Origin of the sequence: Rhodococcoides corynebacterioides NBRC 14404 (genome assembly GCF_001894765.1) — a bacterium.
Taxonomy (GTDB): Bacteria; Actinomycetota; Actinomycetes; order Mycobacteriales; family Mycobacteriaceae; genus Rhodococcoides; species Rhodococcoides corynebacterioides.
Genome location: NZ_BCWV01000004.1, coordinates 76,310 through 99,657 on the forward strand (window position 1 = coordinate 76,310; position 23,348 = coordinate 99,657).

Below are 23,348 nucleotides of genomic sequence, written 5' to 3' on the forward strand. Positions count from 1 at the left end.
CCGCGGTGTGCACCGCGGGCCACGCCCGTGTCCGTCGATCGATCAGTCGCGCGGCTTCTCCCGCAACTCGTACGCCTCGATGATGTCCCCGACCTTGATGTCGGAGTACGTCACCGTCAGACCGCACTCGTACCCGTCGCGCACCTCGACGACGTCGTCCTTCTCCCGACGCAGCGACGAGATGGTGACCGTCTCCGCCACCACGACGTTGTCGCGCAGCAAACGGGCCTTCGCGTTGCGCCGCACGACACCGGAGGTGACGAGGCAGCCGGCGATGTTGCCCACCTTCGAGGAGCGGAACATCGCGCGGATCTCCGCCCGGCCGAGGTCGACCTCCTCGTAGATCGGCTTGAGCAGGCCCTTGAGCGCCTTCTCGATCTCGTCGATCGCCTGGTAGATGACCGAGTAGTACCGGATGTCGACGCCCTCGCGGTTGGCCAGCTCGGTGGCCTTGCCCTCCGCACGGACGTTGAAGCCGATGATGATCGCGTTGGACGCCGACGCCAGGTTGACGTTGGTCTCGGTGACACCACCGACACCGCGGTCGATGACGCGCAGTTCCACCTCGTCGTCGATCTGGATCTGCAGCAGCGCCTCTTCCAGAGCCTCCACCGTGCCGGAGTTGTCGCCCTTCAGGATCAGGTTGAGCTGCGACGTCTCCTTCAGCGCGGCATCGAGATCGTCCAGGCTGATCCGCTTGCGGCTGCGTGCGGCCATCGCGTTGCGCTTGCGCGCATTGCGGCGGTCCGCGATCTGGCGTGCGATGCGGTCCTCGTCGACCACGAGCAGGTTGTCACCGGCACCCGGCACGGAGGTGAAGCCCACCACCTGTACCGGCCGCGACGGCAGCGCCTCGACGACGTCGTCGCCGTGCTCGTCGACCATGCGACGGACACGTCCGTACGCATCGCCGGCGACGATCGAGTCGCCGACCCGCAGGGTTCCGCGCTGGATGAGCACGGTCGCCACCGGGCCGCGGCCGCGGTCGAGGTGCGCCTCGATGGCGACACCCTGAGCGTCCATGTCCGGGTTGGCCCGCAGATCCAGCGAGGCATCCGCCGTCAGCAGCACGGCCTCGAGCAGCGCATCGATGTTGGTGCCCTGCTTCGCCGAGATGTCGACGAACATGGTCTCGCCGCCGTACTCCTCGGCCACGAGTCCGTACTCGGTCAGCTGGCCACGGATCTTGGCCGGATCCGCGCCCTCCTTGTCGATCTTGTTGACCGCCACCACGATCGGCACGTCCGCGGCCTGCGCGTGGTTGATGGCCTCCACCGTCTGCGGCATGACGCCGTCGTCGGCCGCGACCACGAGGATCGCGATGTCGGTGGCCTTCGCACCACGGGCACGCATGGCGGTGAACGCCTCGTGACCGGGGGTGTCGATGAACGTGACCAGTCGCTCGTTGCCCTCGAGCTCGGTGAGCACCTGGTACGCACCGATGTGCTGGGTGATGCCGCCGGCCTCGCCCTCGCGGACGTTCTCCTTGCGGATCGTGTCCAGCAGTCGGGTCTTGCCGTGGTCGACGTGACCCATGACCGTGACCACGGGCGGACGGGACTCGAGGTCCTCCTCGCCGCCCTCGTCCTCGCCGTAGGTGAGGTCGAAGGAATCGAGCAGCTCGCGATCCTCGTCCTCCGGGCTCACGACCTGGACGACGTAGTTCATCTCGCTGCCCAACAGCTCGAGCGTCTCGTCGTTGACCGACTGCGTCGCCGTCACCATCTCGCCGAGGTTGAACAGTGCCTGGACCAGGGCGGCCGGGTTCGCGTCGATCTTGTCCGCGAAGTCCGAGAGCGACGCGCCGCGGGCGAGCCGGATGGTCTCACCGTTGCCACGCGGCAACCGCACGCCGCCGACTGCCGGCGCCTGCATCGATTCGTATTCGGCGCGCTTCGCCCGCTTCGACTTGCGTCCACGACGCGGAGCGCCGCCGGGGCGACCGAACGCGCCGGCCGCGGCACCGCGCTGACCCGGGCGGCCACCGCCGCCGGGACGGCCGCGGAAACCACCGGCCGCGGGAGCACCGGCACCGGGAGCACCGGGAGCGCCGCCACCGCGGTAACCACCGCCGCCGCCGGGACGACCACCGGGCGCGCCGGGACGACCCGGACGACCGGCGCCGGGGGCCGGACGCGCGGCGCGAGACGGCATGGCACCCGGGTTCGGGCGGGGCGGCATCGAACCGGGGTTCGGCCGCGGACCACCGGGACGGGGGCCACCCTGACCGGCCGGGGGACGCCCGGCACCACCCTGCGGAGCCGCGCCGCCGGCGGGACGGGGACCGCCCTGGCCGGGGGCCGGACGCGGAGCACCGGGGCGCGGACCACCCTGGCCGGGAGCCGGACGCGGTGCCGGACGCTCGGTCGGAGCGGAGGAGTAGGGGTTGTTGCCGACACGCGGCGCCTTCGGACCCGGCTTCGGGCCCGGAGCGGCCGGACGCGCAGGAGCATCGGCGCGCGCGGCGGGCGCGGCCGGGGCCTGCGGAGCGGGAGTCGGTGCCGACGGGGCCGGAGCGGCCGGAGCCTGCGGCGCCGGAGCGGGTGCCGACGCAGCCGGAGCCTCCGGTGCCGGGGTGGGTGCCGCCGGTGCAGCCGGAGCCTGCGGAGCCGGCTTGGGACCGGGGCGCGGAGCACCCGGCTTGGGGGCGGACGCGCCGCCCGACGTTCCGTTGCCGCCGGACGCCGGCGCCGAGGCACCACCGTTCGCGGCGGGGAACGATTCACGCAGACGTCGCGCCACGGGTGCTTCCACCGTGGACGACGCCGACTTCACGAACTCGCCCTGCTCCTTCAAGCGAGCGAGTAGATCCTTACTGGTGACACCGAGCTCTTTCGCCAGCTCGTGCACGCGGGCCTTGCCTGCCACTGCTCTCCTCACTGAGAGGTCGAGCGCGGCTCCGACCAGGAGCGCCCGCACGACCTCGGGTTATCTCGACACGATGTTCATCGTCGGTGCTTCACGGTGTGCTCATGAATTCGTGAACCTGTTCTCCTCGTGGCGCGGCGAGTTGCCGCGGCCGGTCGGCCGGTCGATCGTCGTCCGATCGCAGACCATCGCGGACCGATCCAGTGGACCGGCGACGCGGAGCGCGCGACCGAGAGCGCGACGCTTCTCCGCCAGCTGGACGCAGTCCGGATCGGGATGCAACCACGCGCCCCGACCGGGCAACCTCCGACGATGATCGACCACGGCCCGCGCACCGCCGTTCTCGTCGAGAACGACTGCGATACGAACCAGGGCGGACGGCGAATCACGCCGTTTGCATCCTACGCACGTGCGGACCGGTCCCTGCGGAACGGACGTACCTGCGCCTGATGCAGCGGAATCCACCGTGCGTCGAGCCGTGTCACAGTCTAACGCGGATTCGGGGTCGGTATTCCCACCGCCCGTGGCCGGGCCGTTCCCACCGCCCGTCACGGGGTGCTGTCCACCGCCGCGTCGCTCCTGATGTCGATGCGCCACCCGGTGAGTCGCGCGGCGAGTCGGGCGTTCTGACCCTCCTTGCCGATGGCCAGGGACAACTGGTAGTCGGGCACGACCACCCGCGCCGCCCTCGCCGCCTCGTCCACCACGGTGACCGACACGACCTTCGACGGCGACAGGGCGTTGCCGACGAAGGTCGCCGGATCGTCGTCGTAGTCGATGATGTCGATCTTCTCGCCGGCGAGTTCGCTCATCACGTTGCGCACCCGCTGCCCCATAGGGCCGATGCAGGCACCCTTTGCGTTCAGGCCGGCGACCGTCGAGCGCACGGCGATCTTCGACCGGTGGCCCGACTCTCTCGCGACGGAGACGATCTCGACGGATCCGTCGGCGATCTCCGGCACCTCCAGGGCGAACACCTTGCGAACGAGGTTCGGGTGCGTCCTCGACAACGTCACCTGCGGGCCACGCTGACCGCGCGCCACGCCGACCACGTAGCACTTGATCCGATCACCGTGCTCGTAGATCTCCCCCGGCACCTGCTCGGCCGGCGGGAGCACGGCGTCGAGACCGCCCGCGTCGCTGCCCACGCGGACCACGACGGTGCCGCGCGCGTTCAGGCGCGCGTCCGCCTGCACCAGACCGCCGACGATCTCGCCCTCGTGGGTGGAGAACTCGCCGAAGGACTTCTCGTTCTCGGCGTCGCGCAGCCGCTGCAGGATGACCTGACGAGCCGTGGTCGCCGCGATGCGACCGAAGCCTTCCGGCGTGTCGTCGAACTCCGCGACGAGGTTGCCGTCCTCGTCGGTCTCGCGCGCCATCACCCGTACCTGCCCGGTCCGACGGTCGACGTCGATCCGCGCGTCGGAGCGGTGCCCGGCGGTGTGCTTGTAGGCGGTCAGCAGAGCGGTCTGCAGCGTCTCGATGACCGCCTCGGTGGTGATGCCCTTGTCCGCCTCGATCGCGCGGAGGGCCGTCATGTCGATGTTCACTGGTGTCGGCTTTCGCTGGACTGGTCGGTGGGGAAGTCGGACGCGGCGTCGTCGAAGTCGGCGCCGGAGTCGGAGTCGGCATCGTCGTCGACGTCGAGATCCGTCGGCTCGTCCGGAGGATCGAGCGGGTCGTAGCGGCCGGGGGCGACGCCACCGGCGAGCGCGAGCTCCGCCGGATTCGGCGGAGAGAACTCGACGCGCACCACCGCGGAGCGGATGTCGGCCGAGCGGATCGTGCGCACCTGCGGGCCGGACCGCGACTTGATCACCAGGTCGATCTCGCCGACCTCGGGGCGACTCTCCCCGACCCGCCCGTCGACGGCCTCGTCACCGATCGTCACGGTGACCGCACGCCCGCGCGCCCGGCGCCAGTGGCGCGGCTCGGTCAGCGGACGGTCGACGCCGGGAGTGGTCACCTCGAGTGTGTACGGACTGTCGCCGAACTCGGTCGCGGCGTCGAGCATTCCGGAGATCTGGCGGCTGATCGCCGCGAGAACGTCGAGTTCGAACCCGGCGTCACGGTCCACCACGACCTTCACGACGCTGCGGCTGCCCGCCTTGGACACCGAGACCTCCTCGACGTCGAACTCTCCCTCGGCGAACCCGGGGTTCGCGGCGTGAGCGGAGATCAGCTCGACGACCCTGTCTCTGGACGGCACCGGCATCGCGCGCAGGACTCCTCGTGAAGTTGTGGGTGTTCACACGGATCGGCGTCGACCCGTGTCACGGCAGGTGACCACGATACCGCGTGTCGGCGCGGGCGACGACGACGTGTCCGGGCCCGCGCCTCTGGCACTCTGCCGATGCCCGCGCCTCTGGCACTCCGCCGACGCCCGCGCCTCTGGCACGATGTGCGACGTGTTCCCCGTCGACCGCACTTCCCGCCCCCGCACCCCGGCCGTCTCGCGCCGCTCGGTTCTGCGTGCGTCGGCAACGCTGGGCGCCGCGGCGATGCTGGCCGGAGCGACGGCGTGCAGCGGCGCGGACGAGGCGTCCCCGGTCGAACCCGACCCCCTGCTGGCCGAGGCGCGGCGCGCGCGTGCCGACGCCGCCGCCGCACGGGCCGTGCTGGCCGATCGCCCGGACCTGGTGGACACCATGACCGTCGTCGCGGATCAGCGCACCGCGCACGCCGACGCTCTCGACGCCGAGATCGTCCGCGTCACCCCCGTCACCGCCACCACGACACCGACGACCACCGCCTCGGTCCAGCCGAGCGACATCCCCACGCCCGCGCAACTGCGCGACGATCTGACCGAGTCCGCCCAGCGTGCGGCGACCCTGGCGCGGTCGACGCAGGGTTACCGCGGCGGGCTGCTCGGGTCGATCAGCGCGTCCTGCACCCTCGTCGCGGCAGCGATACAAGCGTGAGCGGCAGCGATCCAGGCGTGAGCGGCAGCGATCCAGGCGTGAGCGGCAGCGATCCAGGCGTGAGCGGCAGCGATCCACGCGTGAGCACGGCCCGCGACCCCCGAAAGGCGACCTCGTGACCGATCTCGGATCCGAACAGCAGGCCCTGGTGGACGCCCTGGCCGCCGAACACGCGGCCGTCTTCGCCTACGGCGTCGTGGCGGCGTTCTCCAACCCCACCCGCGACCCGCTCGTCGCGCAGTACGCCGCCGACCACCGTGCCCGCCGGGACGCGACGATCGACGCCCTGACCGCCGCCGACGTCGAGGCACCGCCCGCCGCCGCCGGCTACACCGTGCCGTTCCCCGTCACCGACGCCGTCGCCGCCGCGCGTCTGGCGCAGCAGGTCGAGGAGGACACCGCCGTCGCATGGCGCTCGGTGATCGAACGGGCGCGGTCCGCGCCCACCCGGGAAGCCGCCGTCGTCGCCCTCACCGATGCCGCACGTCGGGCCGCGTCCTGGCGGGCCATTCTCGGCATCTTCCCGTCGACGGTCGCGTTCCCCGGCACACCGGCCTGACGATCAGTCCGTGACGACGGCGAGCAGCAGCCCGTCGCGTCCGTGCACCCCGACCGTCTGCACCGCGGTGCCGTCCAGTCGTGGGTGCGCCGCCACCAGGTTCAGCATGGCGCGCAGGGTGTCCCCCGCCGGTCCGTCCGTGTCGACGGCGCCGTCACCGACCACACCGTCCGCGATGATCACCGTGCCGGGACGACCGAGCACCAGCGACCACTCCACGTACTGGGCCCCCGCGTCGACGGGGCCGTCCCGCGCGATGCGCCGGAGGTGGAGGTCGATGACCCCGAAGAGCGAGTCGTCGTCGGCTCGAATCCGGGCGAGGGTGGTCAGCGGTTCGCCGACCATCAGGTCCACCCGCGACGCGAGCTCGTCGTCCAGCGACGACCGCACCGTGTCCGCGGCGGCCTCGGTGGCCACCAGGGTGACCACCCGCCCTCGCGGCCCCACGGCGCGCACGGCGTGCGCGGTGGATTCGCCGTCGAGCGGATCGACGATGAGGACCCGCTTCGCGCCGACGGTGCGAGCCATCACCGACGCGAGCTTGTCACCGGCCGACCGCTCGTCGAAGGTGCCGGCCAGCCTGGTCTCGGTGGCCTCGATCGGCCCCGGACCCGTCACCGGATGCCGCGTCCGGTCGCAGTGAGAATCTCGCCCACGGCGTCGTCGGCCGCGACCTCCCGCGTGGATCCGTCGAACCGGTTCTTGAGCTCCACGGTGCCGTCGGCCCAGCCACGTCCGACCACGAGGGTGAGCGGCACGCCGATCAGCTCGGAGTCCTTGAACTTGACGCCCGGCGAGACCTTCGGCCGGTCGTCGAGCAGCACGTCGAGCCCGCGGGCGTCCAGGTCGGCGGCGAGCGATTCCGCGCCGGCCCGCGCACCGTCGTCCTTGTTGGCGATGACGACGTGCACGTCCGCGGGACTCACCGAGGCCGGCCACCGCAGACCCTTGTCGTCGTGCATCTGCTCGGCGATCACCGCGACCAGGCGGGAGACGCCGACGCCGTAGGACCCCTGGATCAGGCGAACCGGCTTGCCGTTCTCGCCCAGGACGTCGACGGCGAAGGCGTCGGTGTACTTGGTGCCGAGCTGGAAGATGTGCCCGATCTCGATGCCGCGGGCGGAGACCAGGGTGCCGCGACCGTCGGGAGCGAGATCGCCGTCCCGGACCTCGGCGGCCTCGATGGTGCCGTCGGGCGTGAAGTCACGGCCGACCACGAGGTCGACCACGTGCTTGCCCTGCTCGTCCGCCCCCGTGATCCAGGCGGTACCGGTGACGACCCGCGGGTCGACGAGGTAGCGGACACCGTTCTCCAGCAACGCCTTCGGGCCGATGTACCCGCGCACCAGGAAAGGGTGAGCGGCGAAATCGGCATCCCCCAGCAACTCGAACTCCGCGGGCGCCAACGACGCCTCGAGGCGCTTGGTGTCCACCTCGCGATCGCCGGGCACGCCGATGGCCAGCAGTTCCCACTCACCGCCGGGGATGCGCGTCTTGACCAGGACGTTCTTCAGGGTGTCCGCCGCCGTGACCGTCCGCCCGAGGTCGGCGCCGTTGGCCCAGTCGACCAGCGTCGCGATGGTCGGGGTGGACCCCGTCTCGTGGACCACGGCCTCGGGAAGACCCTCGGTCGATCGCGACGGCGGCGCCGGGGTCACGACGGCCTCGACGTTGGCGGCGTATCCGCTCTCCGGGCTGCGGACGAACGTGTCCTCACCGATGTCGGACTCGGCCAGGAACTCCTCGGACGCGCTGCCGCCCATGGCGCCCGACGTCGCAGCGACGACGACGTACGAGATGCCGAGCCGGTCGAAGATGCGCTGGTAGGCCTCGCGGTGAGCGTGGTACGACGCCGTCGCGCCGGCCTCGTCGAGATCGAACGAGTAGGAGTCCTTCATGACGAACTCGCGGCCGCGCAGGATCCCGGCGCGCGGACGCTCCTCGTCGCGGTACTTCGTCTGGATCTGGTAGAGCGTGACCGGCAGGTCCTTGTACGACGAGTACTCGCCCTTGACCGTCAGGGCGAACAGTTCCTCGTGGGTGGGGCCGAGCAGCATGTCGGCACCCTTGCGGTCCTTCAGCCGGAACAATCCGTCCCCGTACTCGGTCCACCGATTCGTCACCTCGTAGGGCTCGCGCGGCAACAGCGCCGGCAGTGAGATCTCCTGCGCGCCGATGGCGTTCATCTCCTCGCGCACCACCTGCTCCACCCGGCGCAGCACGGTCAGCCCGAGCGGCAGCCAGGAGTAGACACCCGGAGCCACACGGCGGACGTAACCGGCGCGCACGAGCAGCTTGTGGCTGGGCACCTCCGCGTCCGCCGGATCGTCACGGAGGGTGCGCAGGAACAGATGGGACAGACGGGTGATCACAGCCGACGAGCCTAGTGGGTGGAGGCAGCTATCCCGCTCGGTAGGGTTGCCGACCGTGCTGATCCTGCTGCCCCCGTCCGAGACGAAGTCCGACGGCGGCACCGGCGGCGCCCTCGACCTCGCCGCCCTCGCGCTGCCGGGCCTGACTCCCGCGCGGGAGGCCGTCGTCGATGCCCTCGTCGGGCTGGCCGACGATCCCGACGCCCCCCGCGTGCTGGGCCTCGGCTCCACGCAGAGCGCGGACGCCGTCCGCAACGCCGAGATCCGCACCTCGCCGACCGCGCCGGCACTCGAGCGCTACACCGGCGTGCTCTACGACGCGTTCGACGCACCGTCGCTCACCCGCGCCGGGCGGGCCCGCGCGGCCGACCGGCTCTGGATCGGATCCGCCCTCTTCGGCGCCGTTCGCGCGACCGACCCCGTGCCCTGGTACCGCCTGTCCGGCGGCACCACCCTGCCGGGTCTCGGCACGCTTCGCTCGCACTGGAAGCCGCACCTGGGCGACGCGCTCGCCGGCGCCGCGCAGGGAGTGGTGGTCGACCTGCGGTCCGGCGTCTACCAGGACCTCGGCCCCGTCCCCGGGGCCGTGACCGCCACCGTCGTCACCGAGAAGCCGGACGGCAGTCGCAGCGTGGTCAGCCACTTCAACAAGCACCACAAGGGCCTGCTCGCCCGGGCACTGACCACCACCCGCGCCGAACCGACCGACGTGCGGGGGCTCGCTCGCGTGGCGCGCGCCGCCGGGCTGCGCGTGGAGGTCACCTCGCCGACCCTGCTGACCGTCGTGACCTGACTCGGCCGCGGACGGCCTGCGCCGGGTACGCCTCAGCCGCGAGCGGCTTCCTGTGACACGCGTCAGCCGCGAGCGGCTTCCTGTGACACGCGTCAGCCGCGAGCGGCTTCCTGTGCAGCCTTGGCGGACGCCACGTCCGCCGCGCTGTACCGGATGAACAGGGCCGACACGGCCGCGATGGCGGCCAATCCCGCGCAGCCGAGCAGTCCGAAGGTGTACCCCTCGCCCAGCACCCGCACCTGCTCGTCGGTCATCGACACCGCCGACCCCGTGACGCCGCCGAGGGAGAGCGTCTTCGCCGCCGCCATCGCGCTGACCACCGCCAGACCGAGCGGCCCACCGAGGTTCTGCGCCACCAGCGAGATCGCCGTCAGCGGTCCGATGTTCTCCGCCCGCACCTGGGCGATCGCGCAGAGCGGCAGGGCGATGACCGCCAGGCCGACGCCGAAACCGATGCCGCCGATCGGCAGGAAGAGATCGGACCAGTACGACGCGTCGACGTCGATGCGGGACGCGAAGATCAGGTAACCGACGGTCAGCACCGCGCCGGTGAACACGATCCATCGCGGCGCGACGCGCGGCGCGAGCCACGAGGACGTGATCGCGGCCAGCGCCATTCCGCCGCCGAAGGGGATGAACGAGATGCCCGCGTGCAGCGGGCTGTAGCCGAGGACGTCCTGCACGAACACCGCCACGATCACGGTCATCGCGAACAGGGCGCCGCCGGAGAAGAAGATGGCCGCGAACGTCGCGACCCGGTCGCGATCGCGGAACAACTCGAACGGCAGCAGGGGGTTGCTCGCGCGACGTTCCACCACGAGGAACGCGCCGAGGAGGGCGAGTCCGACCAGGACGGACGCCACGGTGACGGCGTCGGTCCAACCGCGCTCGGGCCCCTCGACGATGCCGAACACCACGGCCGTCGAGCCGAGGGTGGCGAGGATCGCTCCGGGGACGTCGAGCGCGGTACGCGCCGCCGCCGTCTCCACGAGTGCTCGCGCGCCGACGACGAGGATGGCCAGTCCGATCGGCACGTTGATGAGGAAGATCCAGCGCCAGGACACCTCGGTGAGCGCACCGCCGATGATGAGCCCGGAGAAGGACCCCACCCCGGTCATGGCCGCGTAGATCGCGATCGCCTGATTGCGGACCGGGCCGGGCGCGAACGTCGTCGCCACCAGGGCGAACGCCGTGGGTGAAGCGACGGCCGCACCGGCGCCCTGCACGATGCGTGCGCCGACCAGCATCGCCTCGTTCTGGGCCAGGCCGCACACGGCGGACGCCACCGTGAACAGCGCGACGCCCGTGAGGAACATCCGCTTACGGCCGAAGGAGTCGCCCATCCGCCCACCGAGGAGCATGAGGCCGCCGAAGGCCAGCACGTAGGACGACACCACCCAGTTGCGTCCGGCGTCCGAGAGGTTCAGTTCCGCCTGCAGCGGCGCGAGGGCGAGATTGATGACGGTGCCGTCCAACACGGCCATCAACTGCATGCCGCCGAGGGCGACGATGGCCAGTCCGAACGCGCGGGTCGTCACCGGATAACTGACGGGCGCGACGTGCTGGGAGGCGGACATGGTCGGCCACTCTACTGCCCGGGAACGAGATCCCCGATCCGCGCCGGAAAACCCGCAACGGGTCCGACGACGATGATCGCCGGGGGCCGGATGTTCTCCTCACGGACCCGGTCGGCGATCGTGGCGAGGTCGGCGTGCACCACCCGCTGCGACCGCGTGGTGCCCTCCTGGATCGCGACGACCGGGGTGTCGGCGGGTCGGCCGTGAGCGGTCAGGACCGCGGCGAACGCGTCGATCCGCTCCACGGCCATGAGCAGGACCAGGGTGCCACGCAGCCGAGCGAGCGCGGGCCAGTCGATCAGCGACTCGGGGTGGTCGGGGCGCAGGTGCCCGCTGACGACGACGAACTCGTGGGTGACACCGCGGTGGGTCACGGGCACTCCGGCGGCCGACGGCACCGAGATGGCACTGGTGATGCCGGGAACGACGGTGACGGGCACGCCGGCCGCGGTGCACGCCTCGAGCTCCTCGTACCCCCGCCCGAACACGTACGGATCGCCGCCCTTGAGACGCACGACGAACTTGCCGGCCTTGGCGTGGGTGATCAGGGCGTCGTTGATCGCCTCCTGCGCCATGAAGCGCCCGTACGGGATCTTCGAGGCGTCGATCACCTGCACGTGCGGACCGAGTTCGGCGAGCAACTCGGGCGGAGCGAGCCGGTCCGCGACCACGACGTCGGCGCGGGCCAGGAGCCGTCGTCCGCGCACCGTGATCAGGTCCGGGTCCCCCGGACCGCCGCCGACGAGCGCGACTCCGGCGACCTCGGGCTCCGCTGCGTCGGCGATCGCGCCGGACTGCAGTCCGTCGAGCAGGGCGTTGCGGACCGCGGCCGACCGTCGGTGCTCGCCGCCGGCGAGCACCCCCACGGTGAGACCGTCGTACTCCGCGCTGGCGGGCGTGACGGCGGTGCCGTCGCGCGCGACGTCCGCGCGGACGCAGAAGATCCGGTCCCGCTCGGCCTCCGCCACGATGGCGGCGTTCGTGTCGGCCTCGTCGGTGCAGGCGATGGCGTACCAGGCGCCGGCGAGGTCGCCGTCGCGGTAGTCGCGCACCTCCAGCTCGATCTGCCCGAAGTCGGCGAGGGCGTCGACGGCCGGAGTCGCCTCCCGCGCGATCACCGTCACCCGGGCGCCGCACGAGATCAGCAACGGCAGGCGGCGCTGGGCGACGCTGCCGCCACCGACGACCACCACGCGGCGACCGGCCAGGTTCAGCCCCACCAAGTAGGGGGAATCGGTCGCATCCACGTCGCGGAACCCTACTGCAGCCGCCGGTGACCGGCCGACCGCCGACGGGCTCAGCGGCGGCGCGCGCCCGACGGCGTGAGGTCGTATTCCGCGGTGGTGCGCAGCGTCTGCCGCCCGTCGGCGACCGCCGCGTGGTCGACACGCAGATGCAGCGCCTGCGAATCGGTGGTGAGCGACATCACGCCGTTGTCGAACCAGGGACCGGCTTCGGTCTCCCAGCGCGCGTGGACCGGTTCCACCTTCGCGCGGCGCGCGAGCCGTTCGAGCACCCGCGCCACGGGTCGGCGGATGGCCAGCCGGTTCACGGCCCGGATGGGGAGGTCCAGCGGATTCCGGAACGGCGACATCGTCAGTTGATACAGCGCGGTCGACGTCGGCACTCGGGTCTCCGCGCGCGCGACGTAGGAGCAGTGCACGTCGCCCGACAGCCACACCAGAGAGCGCGGCGCCTGCGGTCCGGTGACCACCTCGTCCACCAGGTCGACCATGTCCGCGAAGGACTTGCCGAACGCCGCCCAGTGTTCGAGGTCGAGCGCGATCCGCAGCTTCTCCCCCACCGTCGCCGCGCGACGACCCCACGCGCCCTGCGCGACCGCCTCGTTCCACTGCTCGATGTTGTGCAGACCCGGAAGCATGAGGAACGGCAGCGACGAGCCGAGCAGCACGTGCTCGGTCTCGGCGGTGAGCGCCTTCTCGCGCACCCAGGCCCACTCGGTGTCGTCGACCAGCGCGCGCCGCTCCGGCGTCAGGTCCCGCGAGCAGCGTGAGTCGATCATGATCAGGCGGGTGTTGCCGATGTCGCGGTGGTAGCTCCACCGCGCCGACGACGGCTCGCTGTCGGCTCGTAGCGCGAACTCCGCGAGCAGCTTCTCCCGCTCGGCATCCGAGGTCGCCGACCGCATCGCGGCGTACATCTCGTCCTCTTCCAGTTCCTGCGGGGACAGGTTGCCCAGGTGCTGGTAGACCCAGTAGGACGAGAACGCGCCGATCACACGGTCCTGCCACCACGGCGCCCGGGTGACCTCCGCGCGCCAGTCGGCGGAGGAGTTCCAGTCGTCCCGGAGGTCGTGATCGTCGAGGATCATGCACGTCGGCACCGTGGCGAGGAGCTCGCGGACGCGGATGTCGCCCCACGACTCCTGGTAGAGCCAGGTGTACTCCTCGAAGTCGCAGATCTCGTCCTCGACGTCCTCGGACCGTGCGCCCGCCGCGCGCTCGCCCGCAGCGCGGCGGGCGTGGAGCCGATCCACGATCTCCGGCGACGGATCGTCGGCGTACACCTGGTCGCCGAGGAAGACGAGCAGGTCCGGCCACAGGGAAGAGTCCTGGTCGCGCACCCGATCGGCCATCCCCACGAGGGCGTCCGCGCCGATGCGTGTCAACGCCTCGTCGCTGTACGTGTCGCCGCGGCGGCAGGATCCGAAGGCCACGGTGATCGGGCCGTCGGCACGCTGGGTGTGCACGACGGCGCGACGCCCGGCCGCCGGCCACACCTCGGCTCCGTCGATCGAGACCGTGTAGTCGACGACGGTGTCCGGCGGCAGGCCTTCCACGGCGACGAGAGCGTAGTGGTGGCCGTGGAGGCCCCAGGTGGGTTCCTCGACGCGCCGCGTCTCCCCCGAGTCGGCTCGCGTCTGCACCGCCACCGTGCAGGCGCGGTCGGTCTCGACCCAGAACGTGGCGCGGTCGCAGTCGACGTAGCGCACCAGGGGGCCGAGGAGAAGTCGGCCGTCGATGTCCGTCATTCCGTCCAGAGTGCCACTTCCGGCGGCGACGGCGGGCGAGCGCGCGAAAACGGACGGATCTACCCGAAGCGGACGGACCGACAGGCCGCGACGAAGCGCGTCAGCGCCGTCGCCGTCGCCACGGGATGGGTGTGCAGGTAGGACGCATGCACGCGTCCCGAGGCGCTGACCGCACCCTCGCGCACCGTCACGCCGTCCCGTCGCCACCCCCACGCCGGGGCGTGGTCCCCTGCGCGCACGACGCGGGTGCGATGGAATTCGTGCCCGGTCACCCTGGTCCCGGCGTCGAAGAGGACGGAGTCGGTCAGCGCGACGGCGTCGCGGTAGCCGAGAGTCAGACCCGACCCGAATTCCGCGTCGAGGTCGAGGACCCCGGCCATCGCGTGGCCGTCCAGCGCGGCGGCGAGGTAGAGCAGCCCGGCGCACTCGCCGTGGATGGGCGCGCCCCGGTCGGCGAGGGCGCGGACGTCCGCCGACAACCCGTCGTTCGCCGCGAGTTCCTCCGCGTGCAGTTCGGGGAAGCCACCCGGCACCACCAGACCGGCGACATCGTCGGGCAGTCGGTCGTGGCGCGGATCGATCGTCACCACGTCGGCCCCCGCAGCGACGAGAACCTCCTCGTGCTCGGTGTAGCCGAAGGTGAACGCGGGACCGCCGGCCACCGCGATCACCGGACGCGAACCGGGCGGGATCTCGCCGACGGCCGCGTCGGGCGACCAGGGCGTCGACTCCGGCACGGACGCGGTGCGCGCGAGTCGGACCACCGCCTCGAGGTCGACGTGTCGGGCCACCAGCGCCGCCATCGCGTCGACCGCGGCCACCGCTGCAATCCCGTGCTCGGCGGCGGTGACCAGGCCGAGGTGGCGTGACGGGACGTCGAGGGCGCCGGACCGCGGAATCGCGCCCAGCACGGGCACCCCGACCCGCTCGCAGGATTGCCGCAGGACCGCCTCGTGGCGCGCACTGCCGACCTTGTTGAGGATCACCCCGCCGAGACGGACGCGGGGGTCGTGGGTCGCGAAGCCGTGGACCACCGCACCGACGCTCTGACTCTGGCCGCGGGCGTCGATCACGAGGATGACCGGCGCCCCGATCGTCGTCGCCACCGCCGCGGTGGACCCCTCCGCGGCCGGACCGACGGGGTCGGTGTCGTCGGGCGGGATCCGTCCGTCGAACAGTCCCATCACGCCCTCGACCACCGCGAGGTCGCAGTCCCGCGCCCCCCACCGCACCATCGGCACCAGGGCGTCGGAGCCGACCATCACCGCGTCGAGATTGCGCCCGGGGCGCCCGGCCGCCACCGCGTGGTAGCCCGGGTCGATGTAGTCGGGGCCCACCTTGAACGGTGCGACTCGATGCCCGGCCGCGCTGAGCGCGCCCATGATGCCGGTGGCGATCGTCGTCTTGCCGCTGCCCGAGGACGGGGCGGCCACCACGACGGCCGCGAGGGAGTCGGTCACCACTCGATCCCGCGCTGGCCCTTGCGACCGGCGTCCATGGGGTGCTTGACCTTCGCCATCTCGGTCACCAGATCGGCGGCGTCCATCAGTGCGGGCGGCGCGTTGCGGCCGGTGATCACGACGTGCTGGGCGCCCGGCCGTGAGGTGAGCGTCTCGACCACCTCGTCGACGTCGATCCACCCCCAGTGCAGCGGGTAGGTGAACTCGTCGAGGACGTAGAACCGGTGCCGTTCCGCCGCGATCCGCGACGCGATCTCACGCCATCCCTCCCGCGCGTCCTCGGCGTGGTCCACCTCGTTGCCCTGCTTGCGCGACCAGGACCAGCCGGACCCCATCTTGTGCCACTCGACCGCGCCGCCCACGCCCGTCTCGGTGTGCAGGTCGCCGAGGGTCCGGAAGACCGACTCCTCGCCGACCTTCCACTTCGCGCTCTTGACGAACTGGAACACCGCCACGTCGAAACCCTGGTTCCACGCCCGCAACGCCATCCCGAACGCCGCGGTCGACTTGCCCTTGCCGGCGCCGGTGTGGACCGCGAGCACGGGCTGGTTGCGACGCTGCCGGGTGGTCAGACCGTCGTCGGGAACGCTGCCGGGCAGCGGAACACCTCGAGGCACAGGACTTCTCTCGTCAGGCCGCGGCGGCGCGGACGACGCCCGCCACACTCGCCGAGGACAGTTCGGGCAGGGTGACGTGCGTCCCGCGCAGCGCACGCGCCAGGTCGCGGGCCAGACCGAGTCGCACCATGCCGGTCTCGCAGTCGACCACGACGGACGCCACCGAGTCCGAGGCCAGTGCCGCGGCGGCGCGTCGAGCCCGGTCGACGGGGTCGGGTCCACCGGTGGCGCGGCCGTCGGTGACGGTGACGACGAGAGCCCGACGGCCGGGCTCGCGCACCCGCTCCCGCGCCACGACGTCGCGCGCGGTGAGGAAGCCGGAGGCCAGCGGCGTGCGCCCGCCGGTCCGCGCGTGCCGCAGCCGGGTGACGGCGACGTCCACCGAGCGCGTGGGCGGCACCAGGATCTCGGCGTCGGTGCCGCGCACGGACACGACGGCGACCCGATCGCGGCGCTGGTAGGCGTCGCGCAGCAGGGAGACGACGGCTCCGGTCACGGCCTCGAGCCGATCCCGTGCCGCCATGGACCCGGAGGCGTCGACGACGAACACGATGGTGTTGCCCTCGCGGCCCTCGCGCTCGGCGCCCCGCAGGTCCGCGCCCGCGATCGACAACCGGCCCGACGCCGCGGGGTCACGACGCTCGGCCGCCCGCAGCAGCGTGCCCACCAGATGCAGACTGCCACCGGCGAAGTCGGTGGCACGCACGGTGCGCCCGCTCGTGGTGCGCGCCCGCGATCGCCGTCCCGGCGATCCCTCGCCCACCCCGTCGATCTGCAGCAGCCGGGTGTCGAAACTCGCACCGATCGACGCCGGGTCGGTTCCGCTCGGGGCGCGGCGATCCGACGACTCGTCGGACTGCTCGGGCGCCGCGGACGGCGGATCCGTCGCGTCCGGCGGGACCGTCGGGTCGGGCGCGCCGCCCCCGTCGGGTCCGTCGCCGTCGGGATCGGGCTCCGGGTCCGGCTCGTGCTCGGCGACGGATTCCGCCGCCTTGTCCATGGCGTCGTCGACGGCGCCGTCGTCGAGTCCGGGGGCGTCGAACGGATCGCGTCGACGTCGGTGCGGCAGGGCGAGTTCGACGGCCACGCGGACGTCGTCCTCGGTGACCTCGTCCGCGCCCCGCCAGGCCGCGTGGGCGACCGCCGTGCGGGCCACGACGAGGTCGCCGCGCATGCCGTCGACGTCGAACGCCGCGCAGACGGCCGCGATCCGACGCAGCTCGGTGTCGGGCAACCCGACGGAATCGAGGCGAGATCGGGCGTCGGCGATGCGCTGGGCCACGGCGGCGTCGGCGTCGGCGTAGCGCTCTTCGAAGGCGACGGGATCGAACTCGAAGTCCAGTCGGCGGCGCACGACGTCCATGCGGGTGTCGACGTCACGCGACGCGGCGACATCGACGGCCAGTCCGAACCGGTCGAGCAGCTGCGGGCGTAGTTCGCCCTCCTCCGGATTCATGGTGCCGACCAGCACGAACCGAGACGGGTAGGAGCGCGAGATGCCGTCACGTTCGACGTGGACCCGACCCATGGCCGCCGCGTCGAGCAGAAGATCGACCAGATGGTCGTGTAGGAGGTTGACCTCGTCGACGTAGAGAATCCCGCGGTCCGCCGACGCCAGCAGGCCGGGTGTGAACGCGCGCGTCCCGTCCTGCACGATGCGCTCGAAGTCGATCGAGCCGACGACGCGATCCTCGGTGGCGCCGACCGGAAGTTCGACCAGGCGCGCGGGCCGCTCGCCGTCGTCGTCGCGCACCGGCGGCAAGAGGGCCGCGAGCGCTCGCACGGCCGTGGACTTGGCGGTGCCCTTCTCGCCGCGCACGACCACCCCACCGATGCCGGGGTGCACGGCGCAGAGCGTGAGAGCGAGCAGCAGGCGGTCCTGGCCGACGACGGCCGAGAAGGGATAGCCGACGGTCACTTGTCCTGCCACGGGCTCCCGCCGCCGCGGCGCATCGGGGTGTGCGGGATGCCGTCCTCGAGCACCTCTTCGCCGTCGGGGACGAAGCCGTGCTTGGCGTACATCTCCACGAGATAGCTCTGTGCGTTGATGCGGCACGGCGCCGAGCCGACCTCGGCCAGCGCGGCACGCAGCAGCCGAGTGGTGTGGCCCTGACCGCGCGAGGAGCGGTGCGTGCAGAGGCGGCCGATGCGGAAGGACTTCTCGCCGTCGTCGTGCTCCTCGAGCAGGCGGAGGGTGCAGACCACCTCGCCGTCCCGCTCGAGCCAGAAGTGGCGCGTGTCGGACAGCAGGTCCTTGCCGTCGAGCTCGGGGTAGGCGCAGGCCTGCTCGACCACGAACACCTCGACGCGCAGCTTCAGCAGCTCGTAGAGGGTGCGATTCGACAGGTCCTGTGCCCAGGAACGCTTGAGTGCTGCAGTCGCTGTCACCATGTCAGAGTGCTACCACACCATCCGCGGCCGAGGCGACTCCGCGGTCCGCGGGGCTCCGGTCGAGATGCAGCACGCGCGTGGTGTGCGCCCAGACCTCGTCGAACAGACGCGGGTTCTCGGCGAGCTTGGTTCCGAGGGAAGGCACCATGTCCGTCAGCGTCGGCTTCCAGGACTCGTAGCGGTCGGCGAAGCACCGCTGCATGACCTCGAGCATGGCGGGCACCGCGGTGGAGGCACCCGGCGAGGCTCCGAGCAGGCCGGCGATGGTGCCGTCGCCGGCGTTGACGACGGCCGTGCCGAATTCCAGCACCCCGCCCTTGCCCTTGCGACGGATGACCTGCACGCGCTGACCGGCGGTGACGAGTTCGAAGTCCTCGCCCTTGGCCCGCGGCATGAACTCCCGGAGGGTGTCGACGCGGTCGTCCTCGGACTGCAGGAGCTCACCGATGAGGTACTTGGTGAGTGCCATCTCGGTCATACCGACGCCGAGCATGGAGAACAGGTTGTTCGGCTTGACCGAGCCGATGAGGTCGGTCATCTTGCCGTTCTTGAGGAACTTGGGCGACCACCCGGCATAGGGCCCGAACAGCAGTCCCGGCTTGCCGCCGATCACGCGGGTGTCGAGGTGCGGCACGGACATCGGCGGTGCGCCCACGGACGCCTTGCCGTAGACCTTGGCCGAATGTTGCTGCACCAGTGCAGGATTGGTGCACCGGAGCCACTCGCCGCTGACCGGGAAACCGCCGAAGCCCTTGGCCTCGGAGATGCCCGACTTCTGCAGCAGCGGCAATGCGCCGCCACCTGCACCCACGAAGACGAACTTCGCGACGATGGTGCGCGTCGCGCCGGTGCGACCGTTGCGCACCTTCACCGTCCACGACCCGTCGGAGTTCTTGGACAGGTCGCGGACCTCGTGTCCGAAGTCGATCGAGGCACCGACCGCGCCCAGGTTGTTGAGCAGCTGCTTGGTGAGCGCGCCGAAGTCGACGTCGGTGCCGCCGTCGGACCAGTTCAGCGCGATCGGGTCGGTGAAGTCACGACCCGCCGCCATCAGGGGCAGACGGCGCGAGAACTCGTCGGCGTCGTCGATGTACTCCATGTCGGGGAACAGCGGGTTGGTCGCGAGCGCGTCGTACCGGGCGCGGAGGTACTTCACGTTGTCCGCACCGTGCACGAAGCTCACGTGCGGAATGGGGTTGATGAAGTTCTCGGGGTCGTTCAGCACCCCGGTCTCGACGGCGTGGGACCACCACTGACGCGACACCTGGAACTGCTCGTTCACGGTGAGCGCCTTGGCGATGTCGACCGAGCCGTCCTTCTGCTGCGGCGTGTAGTTCAGCTCGCACAGGGCCGAGTGACCGGTACCGGCGTTGTTCCACGGGTCGGAGCTCTCGGCCGCGGCGGCGTCGAGACGCTCGAACAGCCCGATGGACCAGGTCGGCTCCACCTGATGCAGCAGGGTGCCCAGCGTGGCACTCATGATGCCGGCGCCGATGAGCACCACGTCGAGCTTCTCCGACGACGCGGACTGCGGGTTCTGCTTGTGTTCGGCCACGGCTGGATCGACTTCCTTCGCCTCGAGTTCTGTCCACGGCACGCGCCGCGCCCCGCGTCGCGCCACCGGCGTGTACCCGATTGTGCCCCTCGCGACCCCTGTCTCACGCCATCTACTGTGTGAGGGTGACTACATGGGCGTCCGACGTACTCGGTGACGACTACGAGCAACTGACCATACCGCTCGGCCCCGACCCCGACGGCGAGGGACAGGTGCGGGCCACCCTCGTACGGTCGCGGCGATCCCCGTCCGAGCCGCGCGGCGCCGTGCTCTACGTCCACGGATTCACCGACTACTTCTTCCAGCGCCACCTCGCCGAGCACTTCGTGGACCGCGGGTACGCGTTCTACGCCCTCGATCTGCGCAAGTGCGGGCGCTCCCTGGACGAGGGTCAGTCGCCGCACTTCGTCTCCGACCTCGAGCTGTACGACGCCGAGTTGAATCGCGCCCTGGCGATCGTGCGCGAGGAGACCGGCGCCCCGGTCCTGGTGGCCGCCCACTCCACCGGCGGATTGATCGTCCCGCTGTGGCTCGACCGTCTCGAACACGCGGGCGGCAGTGCCGCGGCCGGGGTCGCCGGCCTGATTCTCAACAGCCCGTGGTTCGACCTGCAGGGCCCGCCCCTGGTCCGCAGTGTGGGCACCGTCGCTCTGGGCGTCCTGGGCAAGGTGGCACCGAAGCGTGATCTGCCGGGCATGGGCCTCGACACGTACGGCTCGTCCATCAGCGCGCAGGCACGCGGCGACTGGAGCTACGACCTGTCCTGGAAGCCGCTCGCCGGTTTCCCCATCAAGCTGGGGTGGATCCGTGCCGTGCGACGCGGTCATGCGCAACTGCATCGAGGACTCGACATCGGTGTTCCGTCGCTGATCCTGCGGTCCAAGGTGACCCGCTTCTCCAAGAAGTACATTCCCGACGTCGACGCCGCGGATGCCGTGCTCGACGTCCGTCAGATCGCGCGCTGGGCCGGCTGCCTCGGCAATCGCACCACCGTCGTACCCGTCGAGGGCGCACGGCACGACGTCTTTCTCTCCACCGACGAGCCTCTCGCGCGGGCGTTCCACGAACTCGACGCGTGGCTCGACGACCACGAGGCGCGCGCCGCGGGGACCGACCGTCGCGGTGACGCCGCGACCGGCGGCGACCACGCCGAGATGGCGACCGGCGCATGAGCACGAGCGAGCAGCACGTCGACGTCGCGATCATCGGGTCCGGCTCCGCCAACACCATCCTCGACGAGCGGTTCGACGGCCTGTCCGTTGCCATGTTCGAGGAGTCGATCTTCGGCGGCACCTGCATCAACGTCGGCTGCATCCCCACCAAGATGTTCGTCTACGCCGCCGAGGTCGCGAACACCGTGCGCCGCGCCGAGCGCTACGGCATCGACGCCCGCGTCGAGCGAGTCCGGTGGCAGGACATCGTCGACCGGGTCTTCGGTCGCATCGACCCCATCGCCGAGGGCGGCGAGAACTACCGCCGCGGCGACGGGTCCCCCAACGTCACGCTGTACTCCTCGCACGCGACGTTCGTCGGGCCGCGTCGGATCGACACCGGCGACGGCCGCATCGTCACGGCCGACCGCGTCGTCGTCGGCGCGGGCTCCCGCCCGGTGATCCCCGAGGCCATCGCCACCAGCGGCGTCCGGTACCACACCAACGACGACATCATGCGGCTGAAGGATTTGCCGGAACACCTGATCGTGGTCGGGTCGGGGTACATCGCCGCGGAGTTCGCGCACGTCTTCTCCGCCCTCGGTTCCCGCGTCACCGTGCTCGTCCGCAAGGACCGCATGCTGCGCAAGTCCGACGAGGAGATCTCCGCCCACTTCACCGATCTCGCCGCAGCCAAGTGGGACGTGCGGCGCGGGGTCGAGGCCGTGGACGCACGGGAGGACGGCTCCACCGTCGTCGTCACGCTGTCCGACGGCACCGAGGTCTCCGGTGACGCTCTGCTCGTCGCGGCGGGTCGCGTGCCCAACGGCGACCGCATCGGCGCCGAGGCCGCCGGCATCGAGCTGCGCGACGACGGCGGCATTCGGGTCGACGAGTTCGGCCGCACCACCGCGGAAGGCGTGTTCGCCCTGGGCGACGTGTCGTCGCCGTACCAGCTCAAGCACGTCGCCAACGCCGAGGCGCGCGTGGTGCAGGAGAACGTGCTGCGGCCCGACTGGACCGACACCACCGGGTGGGCGACGTTCGACCACCGATACGTCCCGTCGGCCATCTTCACCGACCCGATGATCGCCGAGGTCGGCCTCACCGAGCGCGAGGCCCGCGACCAGGGTTACGACGTCGCCGTGAAGGTCCAGAAGTACGCCGACGTCGCCTACGGCTGGGCCATGGAGGACCACGAGGGGCTGTGCAAGGTCGTCGCCGACCGTGCCACCGGGCGGCTGCTCGGGGCCCACATCATCGGCGAGCAGGCCCCGACGGTGATCCAGCCGCTCATCCAGGCCATCACCTTCGGGCAGACCGTTCGGGAGATCGCCCGCGGTCAGTACTGGATTCATCCCGCCCTCCCCGAGGTGGTGGAGAACGCACTTCTGGGCCTCGACCTCTAGCGGGCCTGCCGATCCGCGTCGGTTCCAGCACTCCGCGTCGGCTGCAGCAGCAGCGCATCACTGGAACTCGCGCGGATCGAGCCGCAACGCCGCCCTACCAGGCGCTGGTGCGCATGACGATCTCCGTCGCCAGGGCGGCTGCCGCGGCGGCGGGATCGGTGGTGTCGAGCGGCATCACCCGGTAGTCGCCGTAGACGTAGCGGCTGCTGGCCGAGGCGAACTCCTGCGCGGACGGGTCGGTCACCACCATCGTGGTGCGCAGTTCGACTGCGGGACAGGACGTGTCGCCGTGCACCGCGGGGTGGCCGCGATCGATCGCCACCAGGCTCGACACGCGACCGAAGGTGCGGGCGGCCAGTGACCAGGCGCGGTCGGCGCCGTCTCCCCGGCCGACCAGGTTGACCCAGGGCAGGCCGAGGGCGTCGAGCAGCGCGACGAGATCGCGGTCGCCGAGTGCCACGCCTGGCTCGACCACGAACGTGCGCAGGTCGGACGTCGTGAGCCGGGATGCGGTGTCGTCGAACGAGTCCGGCCCTGCGGTCGACCCCGGGAGGAGCAGGACGGCGTGCCCGCTGTCGGGACCGTCGACTCGCACCTCGACGTCTCCGGCGGGCACCGACACGGTCTGCTTCTGCATGGTCAGCGACGCTACCCGAGCGGAGCCTTGCGCTGTCGCCGCCGAG

The 23,348-nt window shown here is 71.4% G+C and carries 20 protein-coding genes; 5 read left to right on the forward strand and 15 right to left on the reverse strand.

The window, feature by feature from the left end:
• Positions 1–42: 42 nt before the first annotated feature.
• The 4 genes from infB to rimP form a co-directional block, all read right to left on the reverse strand.
• A complete protein-coding gene (gene infB / locus RC2_RS09685; RefSeq protein WP_068151436.1) occupies positions 43–2,868 on the reverse strand; it encodes a translation initiation factor IF-2 in 2,826 nt (941 codons plus the stop codon).
• A gap of 102 nt (positions 2,869–2,970) precedes the next feature.
• Entirely contained in the window at positions 2,971–3,465 is a 495-nt protein-coding gene (locus RC2_RS09690; RefSeq protein ID WP_308125309.1) for a YlxR family protein, read from the reverse strand.
• Complete coding sequence (gene nusA / locus RC2_RS09695; protein WP_068151431.1) at positions 3,417–4,418, reverse strand: transcription termination factor NusA; 1,002 nt, start codon at positions 4,416–4,418, stop codon at positions 3,417–3,419. Before nusA ends, RC2_RS09690 begins: the two co-directional genes overlap by 49 nt.
• Positions 4,415–5,083 carry a ribosome maturation factor RimP gene (gene rimP, locus RC2_RS09700; RefSeq protein WP_068151429.1) on the reverse strand — a complete coding sequence of 223 codons (669 nt, stop codon included), beginning with the start codon at positions 5,081–5,083 and terminating at the stop codon, positions 4,415–4,417. The genes nusA and rimP overlap by 4 nt, the downstream gene beginning before the upstream one ends.
• A gap of 193 nt (positions 5,084–5,276) precedes the next feature.
• On the opposite strand from rimP, the gene RC2_RS09705 reads away from it, so the two are divergent.
• Positions 5,277–5,789 carry a hypothetical protein gene (locus RC2_RS09705; protein ID WP_245811059.1) on the forward strand — a complete coding sequence of 171 codons (513 nt, stop codon included), beginning with the start codon at positions 5,277–5,279 and terminating at the stop codon, positions 5,787–5,789.
• A 115-nt stretch (positions 5,790–5,904) separates the two neighbouring features.
• Positions 5,905–6,348: a ferritin-like domain-containing protein gene (locus RC2_RS09710; RefSeq protein WP_068151423.1), complete on the forward strand. Its 444-nt coding sequence runs from the start codon at positions 5,905–5,907 to the stop codon at positions 6,346–6,348.
• Positions 6,349–6,351: 3 nt separating this feature from the next.
• Here the strand turns inward: RC2_RS09710 and RC2_RS09715 are convergent, their stop codons facing one another.
• Positions 6,352–6,966, reverse strand: coding sequence for an O-methyltransferase (locus tag RC2_RS09715; protein ID WP_068151421.1), 615 nt, complete (start codon positions 6,964–6,966; stop codon positions 6,352–6,354).
• The gene (locus tag RC2_RS09720) at positions 6,963–8,720 is read right to left on the reverse strand and encodes a proline--tRNA ligase (RefSeq protein WP_068151419.1); all 1,758 of its coding nucleotides are present in this window, start codon (positions 8,718–8,720) and stop codon (positions 6,963–6,965) included. Before RC2_RS09720 ends, RC2_RS09715 begins: the two co-directional genes overlap by 4 nt.
• Before the next feature lie 55 nt (positions 8,721–8,775).
• On the opposite strand from RC2_RS09720, the gene yaaA reads away from it, so the two are divergent.
• The gene (yaaA, locus tag RC2_RS09725) at positions 8,776–9,513 is read left to right on the forward strand and encodes a peroxide stress protein YaaA (protein ID WP_068151416.1); all 738 of its coding nucleotides are present in this window, start codon (positions 8,776–8,778) and stop codon (positions 9,511–9,513) included.
• A gap of 92 nt (positions 9,514–9,605) precedes the next feature.
• On the opposite strand, the gene RC2_RS09730 is transcribed toward yaaA, so the two are convergent.
• From RC2_RS09730 to mqo, 8 genes are read right to left on the reverse strand one after another with little or no spacing between them, the layout of a single operon-like run.
• Positions 9,606–11,090, reverse strand: coding sequence for an MFS transporter (locus RC2_RS09730; RefSeq protein WP_068151412.1), 1,485 nt, complete (start codon positions 11,088–11,090; stop codon positions 9,606–9,608).
• 11 nt (positions 11,091–11,101) lie between these two features.
• Positions 11,102–12,337 carry a uroporphyrinogen-III C-methyltransferase gene (gene cobA, locus RC2_RS09735; RefSeq protein WP_068151409.1) on the reverse strand — a complete coding sequence of 412 codons (1,236 nt, stop codon included), beginning with the start codon at positions 12,335–12,337 and terminating at the stop codon, positions 11,102–11,104.
• A gap of 50 nt (positions 12,338–12,387) precedes the next feature.
• Positions 12,388–14,082, reverse strand: a complete 1,695-nt coding sequence (locus RC2_RS09740; protein ID WP_068151406.1) for a DUF7800 domain-containing protein — start codon at positions 14,080–14,082, stop codon at positions 12,388–12,390.
• Positions 14,083–14,141: 59 nt separating this feature from the next.
• Positions 14,142–15,542, reverse strand: coding sequence for a cobyrinic acid a,c-diamide synthase CobB (locus RC2_RS09745; protein WP_068151403.1), 1,401 nt, complete (start codon positions 15,540–15,542; stop codon positions 14,142–14,144).
• A complete protein-coding gene (gene cobO / locus RC2_RS09750) occupies positions 15,539–16,159 on the reverse strand; it encodes a cob(I)yrinic acid a,c-diamide adenosyltransferase (RefSeq protein WP_068151400.1) in 621 nt (206 codons plus the stop codon). The genes RC2_RS09745 and cobO overlap by 4 nt, the downstream gene beginning before the upstream one ends.
• Before the next feature lie 13 nt (positions 16,160–16,172).
• The gene (locus RC2_RS09755) at positions 16,173–18,089 is read right to left on the reverse strand and encodes a VWA domain-containing protein (protein WP_072681357.1); all 1,917 of its coding nucleotides are present in this window, start codon (positions 18,087–18,089) and stop codon (positions 16,173–16,175) included.
• Positions 18,074–18,547, reverse strand: a complete 474-nt coding sequence (locus RC2_RS09760; RefSeq protein WP_174552319.1) for a GNAT family N-acetyltransferase — start codon at positions 18,545–18,547, stop codon at positions 18,074–18,076. Before RC2_RS09760 ends, RC2_RS09755 begins: the two co-directional genes overlap by 16 nt.
• A gap of 4 nt (positions 18,548–18,551) precedes the next feature.
• On the reverse strand, positions 18,552–20,105 hold the full coding sequence (mqo, locus tag RC2_RS09765; protein WP_072681359.1) for a malate dehydrogenase (quinone): 1,554 nt from the start codon (positions 20,103–20,105) through the stop codon (positions 18,552–18,554).
• A 125-nt stretch (positions 20,106–20,230) separates the two neighbouring features.
• Here mqo and RC2_RS09770 point away from each other — a divergent pair, with 125 nt between their 5' ends.
• Together RC2_RS09770 and mtr are read left to right on the forward strand one after the other, a co-directional pair.
• Positions 20,231–21,277 (forward strand): alpha/beta hydrolase, encoded by a 1,047-nt coding sequence (locus tag RC2_RS09770; protein ID WP_068151266.1) that lies wholly within the window; start codon positions 20,231–20,233, stop codon positions 21,275–21,277.
• On the forward strand, positions 21,274–22,665 hold the full coding sequence (gene mtr, locus RC2_RS09775) for a mycothione reductase (protein ID WP_068151268.1): 1,392 nt from the start codon (positions 21,274–21,276) through the stop codon (positions 22,663–22,665). Before RC2_RS09770 ends, mtr begins: the two co-directional genes overlap by 4 nt.
• A gap of 94 nt (positions 22,666–22,759) precedes the next feature.
• Here the strand turns inward: mtr and RC2_RS09780 are convergent, their stop codons facing one another.
• A complete protein-coding gene (locus RC2_RS09780) occupies positions 22,760–23,302 on the reverse strand; it encodes an alpha/beta fold hydrolase (RefSeq protein WP_068151272.1) in 543 nt (180 codons plus the stop codon).
• Between the last annotated feature and the right edge of the window lie 46 nt (positions 23,303–23,348).

Coding starts and splice junctions, on each gene's coding strand:
- rimP (WP_068151429.1), bottom strand. CDS start 5,083: ATGCCGGTGCCGTCCAGAGACAGGGTCGTCGAGCTGATCTCCGCTCAC.
- RC2_RS09730 (WP_068151412.1), bottom strand. CDS start 11,090: ATGTCCGCCTCCCAGCACGTCGCGCCCGTCAGTTATCCGGTGACGACC.
- RC2_RS09740 (WP_068151406.1), bottom strand. CDS start 14,082: ATGACGGACATCGACGGCCGACTTCTCCTCGGCCCCCTGGTGCGCTAC.
- mtr (WP_068151268.1), top strand. CDS start 21,274: ATGAGCACGAGCGAGCAGCACGTCGACGTCGCGATCATCGGGTCCGGC.
- RC2_RS09780 (WP_068151272.1), bottom strand. CDS start 23,302: ATGCAGAAGCAGACCGTGTCGGTGCCCGCCGGAGACGTCGAGGTGCGA.